Source organism: Pseudomonas sp. A125 (assembly GCF_055409485.1).
The window spans coordinates 15,327-34,629 of record NZ_JBUZVP010000044.1 but is presented as its reverse complement, the minus strand read 5'-3'; the positions used below and the strand labels follow the sequence as shown (position 1 = coordinate 34,629).

The 19,303-nt window shown below is 57.0% G+C and carries 30 protein-coding genes and 2 pseudogenes; 25 read left to right on the top strand and 7 right to left on the bottom strand.

What is annotated here, in order from left to right:
• Positions 1-109: pseudogene (locus ACZRN6_RS34125) on the top strand (energy transducer TonB); the annotation flags it as partial.
• Positions 110-217: 108 nt separating this feature from the next.
• Here ACZRN6_RS34125 and ACZRN6_RS34120 read toward each other — a convergent pair.
• Positions 218-574: a hypothetical protein gene (locus tag ACZRN6_RS34120; RefSeq protein ID WP_464009857.1), complete on the bottom strand. Its 357-nt coding sequence runs from the start codon at positions 572-574 to the stop codon at positions 218-220.
• 409 nt (positions 575-983) lie between these two features.
• Positions 984-1,235: a DUF1654 domain-containing protein gene (locus ACZRN6_RS34115; RefSeq protein ID WP_464009856.1), complete on the bottom strand. Its 252-nt coding sequence runs from the start codon at positions 1,233-1,235 to the stop codon at positions 984-986.
• A gap of 229 nt (positions 1,236-1,464) precedes the next feature.
• On the opposite strand from ACZRN6_RS34115, the gene ACZRN6_RS34110 reads away from it, so the two are divergent.
• A complete protein-coding gene (locus ACZRN6_RS34110) occupies positions 1,465-1,920 on the top strand; it encodes a hypothetical protein (protein ID WP_464009855.1) in 456 nt (151 codons plus the stop codon).
• 504 nt (positions 1,921-2,424) lie between these two features.
• On the opposite strand, the gene ACZRN6_RS34105 is transcribed toward ACZRN6_RS34110, so the two are convergent.
• The 4 genes from ACZRN6_RS34105 to ACZRN6_RS34090 all read right to left on the bottom strand — a co-directional run bounded on the left by ACZRN6_RS34105 (position 2,425) and on the right by ACZRN6_RS34090 (position 5,071).
• Positions 2,425-2,769 carry a hypothetical protein gene (locus ACZRN6_RS34105; protein ID WP_464009854.1) on the bottom strand — a complete coding sequence of 115 codons (345 nt, stop codon included), beginning with the start codon at positions 2,767-2,769 and terminating at the stop codon, positions 2,425-2,427.
• Between the two features lie 86 nt (positions 2,770-2,855).
• On the bottom strand, positions 2,856-3,224 hold the full coding sequence (locus tag ACZRN6_RS34100; protein ID WP_464009853.1) for a hypothetical protein: 369 nt from the start codon (positions 3,222-3,224) through the stop codon (positions 2,856-2,858).
• Positions 3,224-4,345, bottom strand: a complete 1,122-nt coding sequence (locus tag ACZRN6_RS34095; protein WP_464009852.1) for a hypothetical protein — start codon at positions 4,343-4,345, stop codon at positions 3,224-3,226. Before ACZRN6_RS34095 ends, ACZRN6_RS34100 begins: the two co-directional genes overlap by 1 nt.
• Before the next feature lie 57 nt (positions 4,346-4,402).
• Positions 4,403-5,071 (bottom strand): LexA family protein, encoded by a 669-nt coding sequence (locus ACZRN6_RS34090; RefSeq protein ID WP_464009851.1) that lies wholly within the window; start codon positions 5,069-5,071, stop codon positions 4,403-4,405.
• A gap of 87 nt (positions 5,072-5,158) precedes the next feature.
• On the opposite strand from ACZRN6_RS34090, the gene ACZRN6_RS34085 reads away from it, so the two are divergent.
• The 12 genes from ACZRN6_RS34085 (at position 5,159) to ACZRN6_RS34030 (ending at position 11,564) form a co-directional block, all read left to right on the top strand.
• A complete protein-coding gene (locus ACZRN6_RS34085) occupies positions 5,159-5,374 on the top strand; it encodes a helix-turn-helix domain-containing protein (RefSeq protein WP_003218319.1) in 216 nt (71 codons plus the stop codon).
• Between the two features lie 54 nt (positions 5,375-5,428).
• Positions 5,429-6,043, top strand: coding sequence for a hypothetical protein (locus tag ACZRN6_RS34080; RefSeq protein WP_464009850.1), 615 nt, complete (start codon positions 5,429-5,431; stop codon positions 6,041-6,043).
• Positions 6,044-6,108: 65 nt separating this feature from the next.
• Positions 6,109-6,966, top strand: coding sequence for a replication protein (locus tag ACZRN6_RS34075; protein ID WP_464009849.1), 858 nt, complete (start codon positions 6,109-6,111; stop codon positions 6,964-6,966).
• On the top strand, positions 6,956-7,762 hold the full coding sequence (locus tag ACZRN6_RS34070; protein ID WP_464009848.1) for an ATP-binding protein: 807 nt from the start codon (positions 6,956-6,958) through the stop codon (positions 7,760-7,762). Before ACZRN6_RS34075 ends, ACZRN6_RS34070 begins: the two co-directional genes overlap by 11 nt.
• Position 7,763: 1 nt before the next feature.
• Entirely contained in the window at positions 7,764-8,387 is a 624-nt protein-coding gene (locus ACZRN6_RS34065) for a hypothetical protein (RefSeq protein ID WP_464009847.1), read from the top strand.
• Positions 8,384-8,566, top strand: coding sequence for a hypothetical protein (locus ACZRN6_RS34060; protein WP_464009846.1), 183 nt, complete (start codon positions 8,384-8,386; stop codon positions 8,564-8,566). The genes ACZRN6_RS34065 and ACZRN6_RS34060 overlap by 4 nt, the downstream gene beginning before the upstream one ends.
• Positions 8,563-8,979 carry a recombination protein NinB gene (locus ACZRN6_RS34055; protein ID WP_464009845.1) on the top strand — a complete coding sequence of 139 codons (417 nt, stop codon included), beginning with the start codon at positions 8,563-8,565 and terminating at the stop codon, positions 8,977-8,979. The genes ACZRN6_RS34060 and ACZRN6_RS34055 overlap by 4 nt, the downstream gene beginning before the upstream one ends.
• Positions 8,979-9,248 (top strand): hypothetical protein, encoded by a 270-nt coding sequence (locus ACZRN6_RS34050; RefSeq protein ID WP_464009844.1) that lies wholly within the window; start codon positions 8,979-8,981, stop codon positions 9,246-9,248. The genes ACZRN6_RS34055 and ACZRN6_RS34050 overlap by 1 nt, the downstream gene beginning before the upstream one ends.
• Positions 9,245-9,841 (top strand): recombination protein NinG, encoded by a 597-nt coding sequence (locus ACZRN6_RS34045; protein WP_464009843.1) that lies wholly within the window; start codon positions 9,245-9,247, stop codon positions 9,839-9,841. Before ACZRN6_RS34050 ends, ACZRN6_RS34045 begins: the two co-directional genes overlap by 4 nt.
• Entirely contained in the window at positions 9,838-10,518 is a 681-nt protein-coding gene (locus ACZRN6_RS34040; RefSeq protein WP_464009842.1) for a hypothetical protein, read from the top strand. Before ACZRN6_RS34045 ends, ACZRN6_RS34040 begins: the two co-directional genes overlap by 4 nt.
• Positions 10,519-10,677: 159 nt before the next feature.
• Entirely contained in the window at positions 10,678-11,199 is a 522-nt protein-coding gene (locus tag ACZRN6_RS34035) for a hypothetical protein (RefSeq protein ID WP_464009841.1), read from the top strand.
• A gap of 74 nt (positions 11,200-11,273) precedes the next feature.
• A complete protein-coding gene (locus ACZRN6_RS34030; protein WP_464009840.1) occupies positions 11,274-11,564 on the top strand; it encodes a hypothetical protein in 291 nt (96 codons plus the stop codon).
• A 143-nt stretch (positions 11,565-11,707) separates the two neighbouring features.
• On the opposite strand, the gene ACZRN6_RS34025 is transcribed toward ACZRN6_RS34030, so the two are convergent.
• Positions 11,708-12,100, bottom strand: coding sequence for a hypothetical protein (locus ACZRN6_RS34025; protein ID WP_464009839.1), 393 nt, complete (start codon positions 12,098-12,100; stop codon positions 11,708-11,710).
• Positions 12,101-12,295: 195 nt separating this feature from the next.
• On the opposite strand from ACZRN6_RS34025, the gene ACZRN6_RS34020 reads away from it, so the two are divergent.
• From ACZRN6_RS34020 to ACZRN6_RS33970, 11 genes and pseudogenes are all read left to right on the top strand, one after another.
• The gene (locus tag ACZRN6_RS34020) at positions 12,296-12,667 is read left to right on the top strand and encodes a chemotaxis protein (protein ID WP_025856073.1); all 372 of its coding nucleotides are present in this window, start codon (positions 12,296-12,298) and stop codon (positions 12,665-12,667) included.
• Positions 12,667-12,984, top strand: a complete 318-nt coding sequence (locus ACZRN6_RS34015) for a hypothetical protein (protein ID WP_154949652.1) — start codon at positions 12,667-12,669, stop codon at positions 12,982-12,984. The genes ACZRN6_RS34020 and ACZRN6_RS34015 overlap by 1 nt, the downstream gene beginning before the upstream one ends.
• Positions 12,985-13,032: 48 nt before the next feature.
• On the top strand, positions 13,033-13,242 hold the full coding sequence (locus tag ACZRN6_RS34010; RefSeq protein WP_269133011.1) for a hypothetical protein: 210 nt from the start codon (positions 13,033-13,035) through the stop codon (positions 13,240-13,242).
• Positions 13,239-13,430, top strand: coding sequence for a hypothetical protein (locus tag ACZRN6_RS34005; RefSeq protein WP_464009838.1), 192 nt, complete (start codon positions 13,239-13,241; stop codon positions 13,428-13,430). Before ACZRN6_RS34010 ends, ACZRN6_RS34005 begins: the two co-directional genes overlap by 4 nt.
• Complete coding sequence (locus ACZRN6_RS34000) at positions 13,427-13,675, top strand: hypothetical protein (protein ID WP_464009837.1); 249 nt, start codon at positions 13,427-13,429, stop codon at positions 13,673-13,675. The genes ACZRN6_RS34005 and ACZRN6_RS34000 overlap by 4 nt, the downstream gene beginning before the upstream one ends.
• Before the next feature lie 69 nt (positions 13,676-13,744).
• Positions 13,745-13,933, top strand: a complete 189-nt coding sequence (locus ACZRN6_RS33995) for a DUF2158 domain-containing protein (RefSeq protein WP_464009836.1) — start codon at positions 13,745-13,747, stop codon at positions 13,931-13,933.
• A 60-nt stretch (positions 13,934-13,993) separates the two neighbouring features.
• Positions 13,994-14,515, top strand: coding sequence for a hypothetical protein (locus ACZRN6_RS33990; protein WP_464009835.1), 522 nt, complete (start codon positions 13,994-13,996; stop codon positions 14,513-14,515).
• Between the two features lies 1 nt (position 14,516).
• Positions 14,517-16,004, top strand: coding sequence for a terminase (locus tag ACZRN6_RS33985; RefSeq protein WP_464009834.1), 1,488 nt, complete (start codon positions 14,517-14,519; stop codon positions 16,002-16,004).
• A pseudogene (locus ACZRN6_RS33980) lies at positions 16,001-17,421 on the top strand (DUF4055 domain-containing protein). The gene ACZRN6_RS33985 and the pseudogene ACZRN6_RS33980 overlap by 4 nt, the downstream one beginning before the upstream one ends.
• The gene (locus ACZRN6_RS33975; RefSeq protein WP_464009833.1) at positions 17,396-18,481 is read left to right on the top strand and encodes a minor capsid protein; all 1,086 of its coding nucleotides are present in this window, start codon (positions 17,396-17,398) and stop codon (positions 18,479-18,481) included. Before ACZRN6_RS33980 ends, ACZRN6_RS33975 begins: the two are co-directional and overlap by 26 nt.
• A gap of 82 nt (positions 18,482-18,563) precedes the next feature.
• Positions 18,564-19,292 (top strand): hypothetical protein, encoded by a 729-nt coding sequence (locus ACZRN6_RS33970; RefSeq protein WP_464009832.1) that lies wholly within the window; start codon positions 18,564-18,566, stop codon positions 19,290-19,292.
• The last annotated feature ends 11 nt before the right edge of the window (positions 19,293-19,303 follow it).

Here is a 19,303-nt window from a genome sequence, read left to right as displayed (position 1 = left end):
GTTAATCCGTCGCGCCCAGCCACTGCCAAAACCACCAGCCGATTTAATGAAAGATGGCCCGATTACGATCACTGCCCCGCTTATCTACTCTCTAGACGGGAATATCTGAGCAGCACTTGCAAAACGTTAAAGTTTTCTGACGGTGTGGATTACACGCCGATGGGTTCTCATATAGAGCTCCGGGAACTTAACGACAGGCTGTCGTGGCGCTGGCTGTTCAGTCGGGGAATTTGAAGCCTGCGTCTTGGAGAGCCTTCAGGCGCTCACAGAGGCCGACGTATTCCCTGAGTTCGGAGAGGCTTTTTGCATCGAGGGTTGATTTCAGTTGCTTGACTGCCTGGGTGATCTCGGCAGCTTCGCGAGTAACCGTTTGCCTGAATACCCGAAGCTCTTCGATGTTTTCTTTCTTGATCTCTTCAAACACATGCTTGGCGTTGATCACGCCGGAATATGCAGCCTCTAGGGAGGCAGTCGTTTCCTTTACGCGGTCCTGAAGCTGAAGGCTTTTGGCCAACAACTCTTCGTAGCTGGAAATCTCCGAGGACAAAAAGTCCTCTCTATTGGGCTGGCTCATACATTCCTCCGTTGATTTCTAATGCCGCCTCATAGAAGCGGCATCAGTAAATCTGTGGCGCCGTAACCCGCTACTGGCGTCGGTCACCGGCTTGAATCAAATGTCACTCCAGCCGCGGGCCTTTCGGCTTGTTCTCCCGCTGGATAACTGTTCTTGGCGCTTTACGCTGCACGCCCGGGTCAGTTGCCAACCCTCTGAACCGTTTAGGCCGGTTCATCGCTGCCTTTGAATCTGGGCCGGTGGTGATCCGGCAAGGGGTGTCGCTAAAGAGCGGCGCAGGTTTCTCTGCTGGCGATTCGCTTTGGCGTCTCGATGGATGTAAATATAGGCAATCCCATATTTATCGTCAATGGGTATTCCCATATATTTTATGGGAGGCGATAAAAAGCCCGCTCAACGGCGGGCTCTTTTATGAGTCGCAGTACTCGCGCCAGCCGATCCTGACGGCACCGTCATCTAGGTGCTCGACCCGTATGCCGGCGGTGTCGCCGATGTCCTGGATGACTTGGTGCCAGGCTTCAGGGCTTTCGTCCTCGCGCCTTGATACCTCGACCAACTGAATCCTCTGGACCCGGGGAGAGGCGATTAAACCTTGCAGGCGGCGGCCAACAAGCTCGTAGGAATTTCGCGGTTTTGATGTGGGGTAGTGTGCCTGGTTCATGCTTCGCTCCTTGCGAATACTGTATGCATACACAGTATTGATGCTGACACATCTTGGCAATAGAGCTGCAAGAAGTTTCATGCATAAATGCATATATCGCATGATGATGGGGCTTATCAAAACCGCGAAGAAGCTTTTTATCAAATGGATGTCTAATTGCCATCATTTCGATACAATCGCGCCCGGCTGAACATCAGCTATGCCAATGACGGCGCAACGGAGTGATGGTATGAAGATGGGGAAGGTGGCAGGTGCCACCGCTTTTGCTGCAATGATTACTCTGGCCGGCTGCGCTAGCATTGTGAGCGATAGCAAGCCGAAAGTTGGCCTTTACAGCCTGCCTACAAACGCCAACTACGTAATCAAAAACAGCAGCGGAGACGTGCTGCTGAAGGGCGTTACGCCAGGCACCGCGATTTTGGAGACTAGCCGAGGCTACTTCAAAAGCCAAAGCTATAACGTCACCTTCCAGAAGGAAGGCTACACAGAGACAACTGTTCCTTTGAAATCAACTGTTAGCGGTTGGTACTGGGGCAACCTGTTGATCGGCGGCTTGATAGGTATGCTGATAGTGGATCCACTCACAGGCGCCATGTACACGCTGCCAGAGGACGCCACTGGAAAGCTGAACCCTGTCGGTCTTGTACCTTCATCGCAGCCGCAAGTCTCAGCCGCCTCGCAATAAATCGCAGACAAAGAAAAGCCCGCGATGGGGGGTAGCGGGCTTAAAGGGATGATCGCTAGGAGCTGGGGTAACCATAAGCGCTCTGCTGTGAAAGGTTTGTGAAATGCTGATCGTCATACTAGCGAGAGTAATCATTCTGCGTTGAACTGGGAATTCATCTTCTTGGGAGAAACTCGTAGTTCCGGCAAAGCGACGGCTTCAGGCCATCGGAGCTCCTGCCGGCGTGTGTCAGTGCTTGCAAGTCTGATGACCTTCGCATGAACGTAGGCTACCTCCTGGCTTACGACATGGGCTACGTAGGTCACGCTAACGCATACGCTGACCAAAGCAGTGATCTTGACGAGCCTGGCGGTAGTCGGTTTCATGCAGCCCCCTCCATACGGATGCGAGCATCGATCCTAACTGGTAAGGGCAGAAACAAGAAGCCCGGCACTGGGCCGGGCTTGATGACGGCTGCTTATGCTGCTACCGCCAAGGTATCAGCTCTAACAAGCACCAGGATCTTCACAAGGCGGCCTTCAGAAGGACTTTGCATTCGGCGTCGTATTTTTCACGCAGCTTGGCAGTGCTAGCTGGCGTCATCGGCCCTGGTGTCTCTTTGTGCAATTCCACCATTTTTTGCGCAACTTCTTCCTGAGCCTGCGGGGTATAGCCAGCATGCACCAATAGTACATAGGAGGCTCTTGAGGACTGACTGCGGCTTATGTCTGGCTGGTCACCAGCTACTGAAAGCACTTCGTAGTAGGCCGCGCAGTGGATGTCTCTTTCTTTTTTGGTGTCGGCATGGGCGGTTAAGGAGATGCAGGTGAAGATGGCGCATAAGGCCAGCGGCATCGAGGATAGGCGCATGAAAACGAGTCCATTCGAGAGGGAGGGCACAGATTTTATCATCTCAAGTTGGAGATACAAGAAGCCCGGCGCTGGGCCGGGCTTATTCAAGGCTTGTAGAGCCAATTTCTCTCTTCGGCTATCGTCCGAAGCAGCTTGGATTTTCGCTTGATATCGTTTTTATCGTTGCCTTCAAAGTCAATTATGGCGTGCTCTTTGAAGGGCTCCGGATCAGGAAGAGCCTGAAGATTCAGGGCTCCACATTCACCAACTGTCACAGAGACGACACCTACCGACCTAAGCCCAAGTGATTCGACAAAGTGGGAGTAGGCGTTTGGTGGGGCAATTAGGTCCCCATCATAGCAAGAGAGCTTTTTATCGTCCTTTGGTGTGGGGCTGAATGCTTGGGATGTGATCTTTCCGTCCTGAATAAAGCTTGGATTAATTTGACGGAGAAGATGGGTGCTTTCCTTCATTAAATTTCTCCCTTCGCGGCTTTGGACACTACATCTACGAGTCGCCGCACATGATCTTGATTATCCATGGAAAGCACTTCGAACAATTCAATTAAGCTCTCTGTATTGAGCCCGTGAAGATCTCCGACCTTCGTGGTCAAATCGATTTCCAAGCTTAAATCTTGATTTCCTGTTCTCCACTCAAGCTGAATACCGCCATCCTCAGTTGGGTAAATATAGGGATTGGGCAGGGTCGACGGATAGTTTTCCGTAAAGAAGACTTCTAGCCAATCGAACTCCGCTGCACTAGGAACGAAGCCACGACCATCCAGCCAACCGACCTTCAACAGTCTCAGCTCGTCAATCCTGGCCAGTGGGTCGTTGGTATCAATGATAGCTGCGTCCTCGATTAGGTCGAAAGAGTGTAGCCTTTCGTACCGATCAAATCGACCGACACCGGAAACTGAGACTTTAACGCCTGCACGATATCCTCTCGTGGCCTCAAGAATAGTATCCAGGTGAATAGCGTCAACGTTGGCAGAAATTTTCCTGCCTCCAGGTATCTGCAGTTCGAAGCTCATCTTGTCCTGGTCTAGCTCGGAAACGAGGCCTCTAATCGTAACCTCATCGGTTAGCTCCTCGTTCTGCGATGCAAGCAACAGGCGTCTTCTGGTGAGTTTGGTCAGACGAGCCGGTCGGGCTTTATCGGGGAAAAATTCGAGTATTTCACCATCCCGCAAGCCTCGACCGAATCTGTCAAAGTACCCAAGCAAATTTGCCGGGAGATGCTTCGTGATAGGTTCGTTGTGCTCTGCTGCATCAATTGCATTACCAATAGCTTGCACTGCTCTGAAGAAGTAGTCCTCGTTGGCCGCAGGAAATAGCCCGGCCGATGGATCAATGTAATCAATGGCAATAGCAGGTTTGGCACTTCCCTTATTGACGCCGGAAAGGGCGATTGATAGTGCATCCGTAAACCCTTTCGGGGCTCGTATTCGGTTGTTGTCTTCTACAAATTTCCATTTGGCGACGGCAATAACGAACTCCTCAAGGACGGCGATATCCTTAAGCAGTTCTAGAGGAATGGTGTGATCTTCAAATCTAACACCGACAAACCTGGGCTCTATTAATGGTCTTTTCATAAGCTATCCCTGCTTCTAATTTTTCAACCCAAGATAGCCTACAAATAGGTTATCTGATCAGTAAAACTTCTGCAGCGCCTGCACCACTACGCCCACGATCCGGCAGTTCTCGTCGACTGCTTCGATGGGGTAGCTCGGGTTCAGTGGCTTCAGGAACAGCCGGCCGCCATCGCTAACCAGCTTCTTGAATGTGGCTTCGTTGCTGTCTGGCAGCTTGGCCACGACCAGCTTACCTGGTGCGACTTCAGCCTCAGTGTCCACCAGGATCAGCGTGCCCTCGGTGATGCTCTGGCCGGCGGGCGCTGTCATCGAGTCGCCTTTGACCGTCAGCCAGAACGCCGGTCCTTTGGAGTCGTACTCCGAAAACTCGTAGGTGTCGGAGATTCCGGCCGGGTAGGGCTCCACTGCTTCCGCCCAGGCGCCGGCGGCAACCCAGCTCACAACCGGGTAGCGGAATGATTTGGTGGGCTGGGCGGCAATTGAAATGTTCGATTCCGCAGAACCCGCACTCGACCCCAGTGCCAGCATTGGTCCGATCTCATCGGAAAGCCATTTGGCGCTCACCCCGCACGCGTCGGCGATCTTCACGACGTGCGCGGTGGCTTTCGATTTTCCACGCTCAAGGTCAGAAATCGACGTCTGCGTGATGCCAGCTTTAGCGGCCAATTCGCCCTGGTTGAGCTTGGCGTGCCGGCGCGCTGTCTTTAAACGATCTTTGAATTCCATCCGGCGAGTATTACGGGTGCTCCCATATCCTTGCAAATCGGTATTCCCATAAACTACTATATGGGTATTCCCGTATGGAGGGGCAGCATGAACACTATTTATAAGGACCTCGTTGCCTTCTTCGGCACTCAGGAGGTCACGGCTGAAAAGCTCAAGGTTGATCAAAGCACCGTTTCCGGTTGGGTTCGCGAGAAGCACGGCATGTCTCCAGTGGTTGCCAAGCGAGCGGAGGCGTTGACCGGAGGTGCTTTCAAAAAAGAATCCCTTTGTCCGTCGTTTCCATGGGCCGAGATGGCTGCCTAAGCGACATCCCTGTCCGCCGTTCCATTGAAGCCAGATTAGAAGAGAGCAGTCCCCATGCAAACGTCCAGTTCCAGACACACCGTACAAACCCGTGATCAGGTGCTGGTCGCCCATGCACAAAACCAGATCGCACGCACCAGCCTGAGTCAGGACGACTTCGCCCAGGCTTTGAGCCGCGAACTGCACCTGTCGATTCCTGATCGCGCCCAGAAGAAAGACGTTCCTGACTTCAACTCTGCGGAACTGACCGCCGATGTAAATGAGTTTGTTAAGGCTACCGGCCGCTGGCTCAAACGTGTTCAGCGCTGGCTGTCCGGTGACCAGGAAATGCCGTCCTGGCTGGAAGAGTCGTGGGTCAACGCTCTTGAACCCGAATTCCGCGATCACTGTGTGAACGAGCTGGCGAGCCGCCACGGCCTGACCGGCGCCCGCCAGATGACCAGCGACCAATGCGCGAACAAAAGCTTCGGCGCACTGATCCGTGCCCTTGGCGATGTGATCGACACCGGCAGCGAAGTGTTCGACGACCAAGTGATGTGCGAACTGGATCTGCCGCACTTGCCAGCGTTCGCCAAGCAGTGCCGCCAGGTTGAAGCGAAGGCGGGGGAGTTGGGGCGTCGTGCGGAGCAGTTGCTCGCCCGGGCGCGGCCATTGAAATCCATCGCCTGAATTCCAGGCACAAAAAAGCCGACGTACGAGGTCGGCTTCTTCAACTGCTTTAAGCGAGAGAAATCATGCCAAACATTTTTGCGTTACACAACCCTCGGGGATTCACCCGTATGGACAATAGCCTTATGGAGGCATTGGCTACGGTTGACCTGCCAGCGCGTGAGCTGCGCGTGCTCATGGCCATTGCACGCCAGACCATCGGCTATCAACTGGAAACCAAACGCCTGACTGCCGACGATATCGGCAAACAGACCAACTTGCGCCGTGACGTCACGTCGAAGGCGATCAGCCACCTCCTTGAGCGCCGGATCATTTTTCGCGTTGGCGGGAGCCGTGGGGATATCGGCATCGCGCCTGTCCGTGAGTGGTCTTTCTTCGAAGAAAAACAACCGAGTCTCACTGAGACCAAAACGTCTCACTCAGACAATATCGTCTCACTGAGACCGCCTGCGAGTGAGACCAAAACTGCTCACTCCCTTCTTTATACAAAGAAAGAACACCTATTAACTCTTTCTACGAAAGAGATTAATCCGCCCCAAGAGCCGGCCGAACCTCCGAAGCCTGATCGCAAGACTCCGTTCGGCATGGCGCAGTTGTTGGCCGACAACCCTCACAACGTCCCTGAGCAACTGCTGGCCGACTGGCTGACACAGCGCAAAGCCAAGCGCGCCGCAGTGACCGCCACCGTCTGGGCGACCGTGAACACCGAGCTGGCCAAGTGCGCCGAGGCCGGGATCACCGCAGACGATGCAATCACCGAAGCGCTGAATTCCGGTTGGCAGGGTTTCAAGGCTTCCTGGGTGATCAAGCGCCTGGCTGAATCCGCACCGGCACCTGCCCCTCAGTCGCGCCACACCGGCTTTGCCGAACGGAACTACACCGACGGCCTGATCCAGCGGGAGGACGGTTCCTATGCGATCTGAGCCTGCCCAGCAAACCCCTGAACTGCCGCCGGGTACCCGCATTCAGCCCGCCGAGTGCGAGACCCACGGGCACTACGACCAGAAGATTTTTCCGGTGCTGGGCAAGGAGCTGAAAAGCGGTTGCCCTGAGTGCGGCCGGATCATCCGCGAGAAGGCCGAAGCTGCAGAACTGGCCAACAGGGCGATGGAGCTCCGTATGGCCATGGAACGCAAGCTTGGCGCCGCGCTGATCCCCAAGCGCTTCGCCAGCAAGACCCTGGACGGCTACGTCGCCACCACCACGGAACAGCGAAAGGCGCTGAACACCTGCCGCCGGTATGCCGCTGAGTTCGCGCAGATCGCCGAGACTGGCCGCTGTCTTTTGCTGCTGGGTAAGCCTGGCACCGGAAAGACGCACCTGTCCGTGGCCATCGCCAACGAGATCATGGGCAAGTCCAGCGCGACGGCCGTATACCGAACCATCGGCGCCGTGTTGCAGGCCATCCGCGCCACCTACGACCACTCCAGCGACCAGAGCGAGAGCCAGATCCTGTCGAGCCTGATCAGCCCCTCGCTGCTCATCCTGGACGAGATCGGCGTCAGCAAGGAGAAGCCCAGTGACTTCGAGTTGACGACCCTGTTCGCGATTATCAACGGCCGGTACGAAGAACTGCGCCCGACGGTGATCGTTTCCAATCTGGACGGCCAGTCGCTGCCGGCTGCCATTGGCGAACGCTGCATTGATCGGCTTCGGGAGGGCGGGGTGATCGTCATTCCGTTTGAATGGGAATCGCAGCGCGGCAAGGAGGGATTTTGAAATGACTGACTACACCGAACTGAAGCGGGCCGCATCTGCTGCGAAAAACTGGGGCGGCGAAGTGGGTGAGAGCCGGTGGTACGCCGCTGAGTGCTTCAAGCGGCCTTATTTCAGCGTCCAAGACGCTGCGTTCATTGCATCTTTAGACCCCGGACGAGTCCTGGCCCTGATCACCGAGAATGAGCATCTCGCCATGTGCGCCCGGCAGTGGGAAGAGGCCGCCATGCAATGGGGTGCCGAGCGAGACCAGCTCAAGGCCGAGAACGAGGCGCTGCGCGACGATATTGAGCAGAACCGGTACGACGCCAACGTATGGCGCAATGGTGAAGAGTCGGTCTGGATCGAGGTCTTTAATAGCGAAGGCGACGATCCATTCATCAGCGCTATCATCGGCCAGATCACTGTCGAGCAACTGGCCTTGATCCAGGCTGAGATCCTTGAGTATCGGGAAGACTATTTCGAGAAGGGGTGGGGACTTTACGTTTTCAAGTGCCGCCACTGCCAGGCGCATTACGACAACGTGGGCATGACTGAGCCCGCTCACTGGGAGACTGACTTTGAGTCGTACAGTCCTTTCCCGTGGGAAGAAGAGGCCGCCGCCATGGGCAACGGAGAGCAGTCATGACTGAGCTCTATTTCATGATGGCATGCATGCACATCGGCCTTCTGACCGGGCTGACACTGGAGAGGAAGACCAGCTTTAAGCTTTCCGCCACGATCTGGCTCGGCAGCATGTTGTGGCCGGCGCTGCTGACCGTGTTCTTCTACGTCAAGTGGCGCGATCGCCCGGCGGTAAAGCCATGACCAGCCTACAGATCCGCAACGAATCAGACCGCAACAAGGCCATGGGCTACATCGCCGGCCTGGACCTGGCCAAGCCGAAGAAGCTGGCCATCACCGAAGTGGACCGCAGCGGGGAGCAGAACAAAGCCCTGCACGCAGCGCTGGCCGATATCGCCTCTCAGGTCGAACACGCCGGGAAGAAGTGGGACGTCCTGATTTGGAAGCGCCTGCTGACGGCCGCTTGGCTACGCGAGTCGGGCGATCAACCGCAGATGATACCTGCGGTAGACGGCAACGGCTTCGACGTCATCTACGAGCGCACCAGCAAGCTCACCGTAAAGCAGTGTTCGGAGTTGATCGAGTGGGTTTTTGCGTTTGGCGCCGAGCACCAGGTGCGCTGGACACAAAAGGATAATTGGGGAGGGCGCTACTGATGAGCCATAACTTCAAGCCGGGCGACTTGGCACTGGTGATTTCAGGTGGGTACTTGGGCGAGACCGCGGAACTGGTGCGATTTGTAATGCCTGGCGACCTGATCATCTCACCAACCACGGGCAAGGTTTACGAGTTCAGGCCGGCGGCCGGAGTAGGTGGATGGTTGTGCAAATTCAGATGCATGCATGCGGTAAAGCACGAAAAGAACCTGATGCCCCTACGCGGCAACTTCACATATGAGCAACAGAAAGCCAAGGAGGCTGTATGACCATCGAACGGAAGCCGGCCAAGCCGAAGAAATGCCGAGTTGCAACGTGCAGGGCCTCATTCGTGCCTTCGCGGATGGGTCAGGCGGTGTGCAGCCCGGCCTGCGCAATGATCGACGCACCCAGGCATGAGCCGAAGGCGCGTAAGGCGCTGGCGGACATCGAACGCAAGGACATCAAGGTCCGCAAGGAGAAGCTGAAGAGCCGCGGCGATCACATGCGCGAGGCCCAACAGGCGTTCAACGAGTACATCCGCACCCGGGACCAGGCCGCTGGCCACTTCTGCATATCCAGCGGCAAGCCACTGGACTGGAGCGGCAACGCAGTAGATGCAGGTCATTACCGCAGCGTCGGCTCTGCTCCGCACCTTCGCTTCGATGAACGCAACTGCCACGCACAGAGCAAGCAGGACAACCGGTTCCTGTCTGGCAACGCCGTGGACTACCGGATCGGCCTGATAGCGCGAATCGGCCAGGAGGAGGTCGACGCCCTGGAATCGGACCAAAGCGTGCGCAAGTACACCGTGGATGACATCAAGGCCATTAAGGCCGAGTACCGGGCAATGACCAAAGAACTGAAGAGGGCGGCAGCATGAATTATCAAAACGTTATTTCGGCAGTCGTCCGCGCTCTGGCAGCGGAAACCATCAATAGCGCCGGCGGGTGCAACGTTGAACCGCGCGTGCAGACCAGCAAGCTCAAAGGCGAGATCACCGGCAAGGATGCTGCGCTGCTCGCCGACTGCATCGTGCACAAGCTGCTGCACGCCCAGCTCAGTCCGCGCCACTGGAACGCGCTGGTGGCGAAGTACAGCACCCACCGCGGGCGCAAGATCGATTCCATTGGGAGGCTTGTCGCAGTTGTGCCATCGCCGGCGCCACTGCGCTTCACCCAGCAGGCAGTACTGGTCTGGGCTGTGCCGCAGCAGTCGAAAGGTATCCAGCGCGCCGTGGTCGAGGTCAAGGCTCCAAAGCATCGGGAAAACAAGGATGAGGGGCAGTGGGATTGGCGCAACAAAGCGGCCGACGCCGATGCTGCTCGCGCCAACAAGCACGCCAGGTCAGTGGCTGAAACGAAGCCGGGTGAGATGATCGTCCTCGCCGAGTCGAACTACGACATGACGAACTGGGACTCCCAGGGCCTGACGGAGCGCACCTATCAGCGCTGGAATAAATCCATCAAAGGGGCCCTGGAGTCCATGGTTGATGAAGCTCTGGTCGAGGCCCAGCACATGCTTGAGGCGGTTGGCGTGCTGTCGGTAGAGGCTGCATGAAAATAGTCCCTCAAAAGGGCTTGCAATATCATGTCGCCATGTCGCATTATTCACCCATCCTGTCATTCCTGCTTGTGTAGGACTGACTTGCAAGAACCCCGGCCATCGTGTCGGGGTTTTTCGTTATTACCCTTCTGTTAGAAAACTTGGTGACCTACTATGGCCTTTCTCATTGATTTGCTAGAGGAAGGCGCCTTGACTGATTTTTCGGATATTCGAAACGCGTACGCCAAGCATAAAACAGCGCAGGATGCTTACTGGAATGATCTTCAGACGAAGGCATACAGTATTTATCGAGGTTTTGAGCATCACGTTGGCTTGGCTGGGCAGAAGTTCGCCACGCCAGGTAAGCCAGAAGAAGCCTACTGTCAGGTTGGCGTCATGGAGTCGGGCAAATTCAAGCAGGTACTCGGGCCTTCGTTTAGCGGTTCCGATTTGCAAGTTGAGTTTGCTATTCGCCTTGTCGTCGATGAGTCACCTATCTCGTTACCGAAAAAAGCTCTGATCATCCAGCTGCGACTTGGAAAGTCCAAGGGTGGCTACTTGGCTCGCCTGAAAACGAGCGAAGGCTGGTTTGATTTCTCTATTTCTTTCGCATTCGCGGAAAGCGAATTGAAGAATCTTTATGAGGCGATTGCGCTGGATGTGATTGACTCAATGGATGAATCAATTTTCGGTTGAAGCTTCATTCAAAGAGCCCGGCCACTGCGCCGGGTTTTTTATTGCCCAAAGAAAACCACCACAAGGAATGCCGAATGATGAAGCGAATGTCCGCTTACCTGGGCTTGGCGCTTGCCGCCTGCCTGTCCTGTATCTCCATGTCGGCATTCGCCGAGCCCGTGGCCTATGCCTACCGATCCGCCGTGATGCTGGCCGATCTGCCAAGCGTCGGCGTGAAACGGCTGGAACTAACCCTCGCTATGTGGCGAACGGGTAGCCAACCCACTGACGAAGGCATCGCTTCCAACCTGCGCGTATCCAGCAATCACTTTGTGATGGCCTCGGCCAAGCCTGTGCCTGATGGCGTCGGGCTGACCCCCTGCTGAATACACTTAGAAGAAATAGAAAGCCCGGGAAAATACCGGGCTTTTTTATATCTCCGAGGAGCGTCGCTACCTAAGTGGATGTTTTCTCGGATGTACTTTTGGGGGCGACTCTGCATTCAATCGAAAAGATTCGATTTTGCTTCCTACTGGTTACGGATTTGCTTTGCGCCGAAGCCGGCAATCACCCAGCGAAGCGCCCAAAGACCTATTAGGAGTGCAATGCAGCAGGATATCCAGCCTCCCAAATACTCCATTCGCGACTCAAACTTTCGTTGATTGTAGTTTTTTACGATCGCGCTCATGGATGCACTGAGAGCGTCGATGTCTTGTTGGATATTCTCAGTAGAACGAGCTGGCGTTTTTCCCTCTGCAGCAGCCATCTTTTCTATATGAAGCGGGCCGATTCTTGAGTTGTGGTAGTCAAGAGCATCGTAGGGATATGTCGGGAGGTTTTCACTCCCCACCCAGGCGAAGCCAATGCCCAGTAGTACAGCGCCAACGATCCATACTCGCCACCATCCATTTATTTTGGTCATCTGCCTCTCCTTACAAAAGCGGGATTATCTCTTCTTGCTTCAACAGGGGGAAGACCCTCACGGTTTGCGTAATTTCAGCCTCGCCATTGTGCGGGCTTGTTCGTTTTCGGCCCCGCCACACCCTTCGCACTGAGAAGGGAGTGCCGCCGGGGCTGACCTATTACTGGCCAAGGCCATTTTCTTCATGGAGTGACGATGGATCCTACTGACCTCGGCCCAGGCACAGCTACCTGGCTGGGCGGTAGCGCCACCGTTGTACTGGGCGGCCTGCTTTGGTTGCGCCGCTTCCTTTCCAAGGATGCGACTGACCGCGCGATGGATAGCGCCGATATCGGTACGCTGAAACGTCTGAATGAACTGCTCAACCAAGAGCGCGCCGCCCGCAAAGAAGCCGAGGCCCGCGCCGATCAATTTGCGAAAGAGCGGAATGATCTGGCCGCCGCCGTTGGGCGCATGGAAGGCAAGATCGAAGCGCTGACCAGCCAGGTCGCTCAACTCACTGACCGCGTGACGCAACAGAGCGACGAGATCACTCGCCTGCGCACCAAGCTGGGAGGTATCGCCTGATGGACAGATGCGCATTGGAATTTATCGCACGCCGCTGGTGGCGCCGGGCCGAGGTCTGGGCAATCGCTGTCGTGCTGGTGGGGGGTGGCGCCGTTCTCGGTTACCAGGCCGCCTACTGGTCTCTTGCCGAGAGCCAGAGCAACCAGGTGACCGACATTCGCAAGGCCTACGACACCGCAATGGGCGAGCGCGACAAGCGCCTGGAAGAGCTCACTCGCCAGACTGGTACCGCCGCAGAGAAGGCCACCAAGGCAGCAACGTCTGCGGCCCAAGCAGTCGACAAGGTTGACGAAGCTCTAAACCGGACAGCCCAGTAATCCGCGCCACGTTTTCGAATGCGCCAAATCGTGGCGCGGGACAATCCAATGAAAGTAATCGTAACTAAGCTGCTGGGTTCGGCCGAGGTCGAGTTCCTGCGTGAAGGTGTGGTCGTTCACCGTGAACGTTTTACCGGCAAGACAGATTCCGAATACCGTCGCACGATCGCCACCAAGGAGCCGTTCGACAGCCACCGCTGCCGGTTTGTGACGGCAACGCCTGCTGATCGCGCATTCCAGTACGAGGTTGCACCGTGAGCAAAGTGACTCGCCTGCGGCACGTTCTGCTAATGAGTCCGGACGTCAATGCAGCGGTAAGCGCTCTCGACAAGGCTATCGCCGAAGCCGTTGACGCTGCCAAGGCTGCCGGACTGCCTCAAGGCCTAGTCGTCAGCTTGCTCCACGGCCATGCACATGCACAAACCCATCAGATGGTGACCGAATGACTGTCAAAGTTCTGGAGTTCAAGCGGGAAGACTGGCGCGATGCCGCCAAGACCCTGCGCAAGATCGCCGACGACCTCGATGCAGGTGAGCATCCGGAGTGCACCGTAGGCGCCCTTACGCTGATCGGTGCGAAGGGAGAGGTGACCGTGTTCGGCCTCGGCCCAAAGTGCGACGACCTGCAATGCCTGGGTGCGATGCGCCTGGGTGAGCAGAAGCTGATTGATGTGCTGCTGCAGACTGACTGACGTCTCTGCTATTGAAAGAATATTGCCCGGCGCATATGTTTGCAGCTCATTCATGCAAGGAGCTGTGAGATGTCGGATATTGTTAAAGGCGCTGTAGTTCAACTGAAGAGTGGCGGACCAAAAATGACTGTCACAGAGACTGGTAATTATGGAGGAGAATGGGGCTCGGGACCTGAAGAAGGCGCAAAATGCGTGTGGTTTGAAAAGAGCAAACCAGAAGAAATGGTTTTTGATATTGCTGTTCTGACCTTGGCTTAACCCAAGAGATTCAGCGGGCCTCGCTCTAATGCGAGGCCTTTTTGTATCCGGAGTTACCTAATGACAACCAAGCACCCCGACTGGGAGGCAATCGAACGTGCCTACCGGGCCGGGTTGCTTTCGGTTCGCGCGATAGGTGAGTCGCATGGTGTAAACCACGCGACCATCCTGAAGCGGGCAAAGAAAGAAGATTGGAAGCGCGACCTGACAGACCAGGTTCGAGCGGCAACCAAGCAGAAGGTAACCACGGCGGTAACCACCAAAAGTAACCAGTCAAAAGTGGTTACCGATGCCGAGATCATCGAAGAGGCATCCGACCAGGCCGCAGCTGTCGTCCTGGCTCACCGCTCTGGACTGGCTCAGTGGCGCGGCATTGCCGACAAACTCAGCGCAGTCCTCGTCGACATGGATGTGACCCCTGACAATGCTGGCGACTTCGCCCGATCCCTGAACGCTGGTGTAGATGCCCAGCTCAAGGTCATCAAGGGCGAGCGCCAGGCCTACAACCTCGACACCGAGACCGGCGACAAGACAGTCAGCGACCTGGCTGCACTGATGGACGATCTATCGAAGGAAGCCTGACATGAAGCCCGAGCACTTGAAGCTGCTCCGGGACAAGCGCTGGCGGTTGAACAACCTCTACTTCATCACCGACAAGCAGGGCAAGAAGGTTCGCTTCCGGATGACGGACGAGCAGATCGAATACTTCGACGGGATGCACACCCGAAACATCATCCTGAAGGCTCGGCAGCTTGGCTTCACCACCGAGTGCTGCATCATCCAGCTGGACGCGGCGCTGTTCGAGTCGGCCAAGTGTGCGTTGATCGCTCACACCCTGAATGACGCCAAGCGCCTGTTCCGGGAGAAGGTCAAATATGCCTACGACAACCTGCCTGCTGAGATACGCGCTGCCAACCCTGCTTCTAACGATGCTGCTGGTGAGCTTGTGTTCAGCAAGGGCGGATCGCTCTACGTGTCCACGTCCTTCCGGGGCGGGACTCTACGGTATCTGCACGTATCCGAGTTCGGGAAGATCTGCGCCAAGTTTCCCCACAAGGCCAGAGAGATCGTCACCGGCGCCTTCGAGGCTGTCGCTACCGATTGCTTCGTCACGATTGAATCGACGGCGGAGGGCCGGGCGGGCTACTTCTTCGACTACTCGCAGAGTGCCGAACGCCAGCAGCTAGCCGGCGTGGCCCTGGGCTTGCTGGACTGGAAGTTTTTCTTCTTCTCCTGGTGGAAGAACAAGGCCTACTGGCTTGACCCGACTGACGTGGTCATCCCGCAGCGCCTGACCGACTACTTCAACGAACTGCACGCCAAGCACGGGGTTGTCACCAACGACGGCCAGCGCGCCTGGTACGCAGCCAAGGAGAAGACGCTCGGCGACGACATGAAGCGGGAATACCCTTCGATCCCCGTCGAAGCCTTCCAGCAGTCTGTCGAGGGTGCCTATTACGCGCAGCAGCTGACCAAGCTCTACGCGCAACAGCGTATCGGCGTGATCCCGAACAACAGCCACCTGCCGGTGATGACCTTCTGGGACATCGGTGTCGGTGATTCCACGGCCATCTGGTTCGTGCGCAAGGTCGGTGAAGAGTTTCACATCATCGACTACTACGAGAACAGCGGAGAGGGCCTGCGGCATTACATGAAGGTGCTCAAGGACAAGGGTTACACCTACTCCGAGCACTGGGGGCCGCACGACATTGATAACCGGGAGTTCGGCAGCGATGCCAAGACTCGCCGGGAGTTGGCTCAAGAGGGCTACGAGATCGACGGGCAGATTTACAGCATGACGTTCGACGTAGTCCCGAAAATTGGCATCAGCGACGGCATCGAAGCGGCGCGGGAGATTCTACCGCTCTGTGTGTTCGATGAGGCGAAGTGCGAACAGGGGATCAACTGCATCGAAAACTACCGCAAAGAGTGGGATGACAAGCGCGGCTGCTGGAAAGACAAACCACTTCACGACTGGACCTCACACGGGTCTGATGGATTCCGGTACTTCGCGGTGGCGAAGAGCGCCAGGAAGCCGGCAACCTCTATCAAAATGGGATACGCCCGATGAGCAACGACGTCTCCTTTAAGCGGGCGGAATACACGGCAGTGCTGGATCGCTGGGCGACCGTTCGCGACGTTTGCGCGGGCCAGCACCGGGTTGTCGATCGGCTGCCGTACATCAACGCACACGACAAGTCGCCGGAGAACGAAGACAGGAACCGGGCTTACCGAGAGCGGGCAGTGTTCAAGAACGCCACCGGGCACACCCGTAACGGGCTGCTGGGTCTGGCCTTCCACAAAGACCCGACGCTCTCGGTACCGAAGAAGCTGGAGTACCTGCAAGACAACGCCAACGGCTCCGGGGTGAGCATTTATCAACACTCCCAGGGCACGCTTGAAAAGGTGCTTGAAGCTGGCCGCCACGGCCTGTACGTCGACTATCACCAGGACGACGGCATCGGCGGGCACTCGGTGATCCTGTCCTACTGCGCTGAAGACATCATCAACTGGCGCACCGGCATGGTGAATGGTCATAGCGTGCTGACGCTGGTGGTGCTGCGGGAGTCGCCAGAGATACCTGACGGGTTTGGCTACAAGACAGCTGAACAGTACCGGGAACTTGCGCTGGAGGATGATGGTTTTGTCTGCCGCGTCTGGCGCCGGTCCGGTCCGAAAGGTGGCGGGCCGCTGGCGATCATCGAAGAGTTCAGGCCGGAAGGCGTCACTGGGCGTCTCAAGGAGATCCCATTCACCTTCGTCGGCGCGCAGAACAACGATCCAAGCATCGATGAATCGCCGCTCTACGACATCGCTATGATCAACTTGGGCCATTACCGGAACAGTGCCGACTACGAAGACAGCGTCTTCTGGTGCGGCCAGGCCCAGCCATGGATTTCCGGCCTGACCGAGCAGTGGGTGAAGCTACTCGAGGCGAAGGGGGTTTATGTCGGTTCGCGCGCGCGCCGATGCTTCTGCCTGCTGGTGGTGCATTCGGCTACGCGCAGCCGGCGCCGAATACCCTGGTCAAGGAGGCAATGGCCGACAAGAACCAGATGATGATCGAACTGGGCGCGCGGATGGTGGTGGCGTCACTGGCCGCCAAGACCGCAACGGAGTCCCGCGGCGATCAATCGGCATCTACGTCTGTGCTGGCTGGCTGTGTGGCGAACGTCAGTGAGGCCTATACCCGGGCGATCATGTGGTGCTGCGCCTACATGGGCATCGCTGACAAGAAGGTCGCCTACCAGGTGAATCAGGAGTTCGTCGAGCTGACGGCTGATCCGCAGATGATCACGGCCTTGGTTGGCTTGTGGCAGCAAGGCGGCTTCGCCAAGGCAGACCTCCGGGCTTACCTGCGCAAGCTGGGCCTGATCGCGCCAGAGCGCACTGACCTGCAGATCGACGGCGAACTGGAAGAGCAGGGCGACGGCCTGGGCTTGGACGACGAGGACAAACCAAATGGCGGTAAATCCGGCAGTACTTGATGCCACGATCCGGCACGCGGTCTTCCTCGAAAAGCTGAAGGCAGGGGAGGTGGGCAAGTTCGCTCCTTTCCTCAAGGAGATTGATCGCTCAATCCGCGACCGGATTACCCAGTCGGATCTGACCGAATACAACACGAAGCGCCTGGAAGCGTTGCTGAAGGAGGTCGACAGCCTGCTGCTGGGCATCTTCGACCGTTACAGTGCGCAACTGAACCTCGACCTGGTGGATATCGCCAACTACGAGGCTGAGTTCGAGGCGACCAGCATTGCCAGGTCGGCGCCGGTTGGTGTGTCGCTGGATGTGGTCGCGCCGACGGCCGCTGCAATTCGCACCGCAGTGCTGACGAATCCGCTCAGTGTGCGAGGCACCGGCGGCGGGAAGCTGCTGAAGGCCTTCATCAAGGGTTGGACCGGTGCAGAGCGTGAGCGCGTCACAGGCACGATCCGGCAGGGTTTCTTCGAAGGTCAGACGAACTTCCAGATCGTCCGCAGCATTCGCGGTACCAAGGCGGCAGGGTACAAAGACGGCATCCTGGCCACCACCAACCGCAATGCCAGCACGGTCGTTCACACCGCGATTCAGCACGTGTCGTCCCAGGCGCGGATGGAGGTGGCCAAGGCCAACACGGATATCGTGGAAGAGATCCAGATGGTGGCCACGCTGGACAGCAAGACCAGCCAGCAATGCCGCTCAATGGACAAACGTAAGTTTCCAGTGGATTCCGGGCCAAGGCCTCCGTTCCACCCGAACTGCCGTACGACGTTCGTTTTGCTCACCAAACTCAGCGCCATGTTCGCCAAAGGCGCTACGCGGGCTTCAGTGGGTGCTGACGGCGGGCAGCAGGTGAGTGCTGATCTCGATTACTACCACTGGCTCCAGCAGCAGCCAGCCTCGTTCCAGGACGTCGCCATCGGCCCCGTCCGAGCCAAACTGTTCCGGGAGGGCGAGCTGACCGTCGAGCGCTTCACTGAGCTGCAGCTTGATCGCAACTTTGCGCCGCTGACTCTGGTGCAGATGAAGGGGCTGGAGCCGCTAGCCTTCGAGCGAGCAGGGATCTAACCGAACAAATTCAATCAGCCGCCTCCGGGCGGTTTTTTATTGCCTGCAAAGCGGGCAAAACATACCCAAGGGGTGCATCAACGTGGCAGAAGAAAACGAAATCGACCCGGAAAACCCGGCAATCAAGGCCGCTATCGCGACTGCCGTTGAAGCATCCGTTTCCGGTTTGAAAACCAAGAACTCGGAACTGCTGGGCAAGCTGAAGGAAACCTCCGGCAAGCTGACCCAGTTTGAAACACAGTTTGAAGGCATCGACATCGACGCCGTCAAGGGCCTGCTCAGTCGAGCGGGGCAGGACGAAGAAACCAAGCTGCTGACCGAGGGCAAGGTGGACGAGGTGTTCAATAAGCGCACCGAGCGCCTGCGTGGCGAGCACGACAAGCAACTGAAGACGCTCGCCGGTCGCGCTGAGAAGGCTGAAGCCTTCGCCGCCAAGTTCCAGGGCAAAGTCCTGGGCGATTCGGTACGCGGCGCAGCATTGAAAGCCGGCGCATTGCCGGAAGCAACCGACGACATCATCTTGCGCGCCAAAGGCGTGTTCTCTCTGAACGAAGAGGGCGAAGCGGTCGCCGTTGACGAGAATGGCCAGACCATCCTCGGCAAAGACGGCAAGACCCCTCTGACTCCGCTCGAATGGGCCGAGTCTCTGCGCGAAAGCGCACCCCACCTGTGGCCAAGGGCTTCAGGGACACATGCCCCGGGCGGGGGCGGCGGCCAGGCTGCATCGAAGCGCTCCGAAATGACCTCCGAGCAAAAGCGCGATTTTCAGCGCAAGCACGGCCAAACCGCATATCTCGCACTGCCCAAGTAAGGGGAAAGACC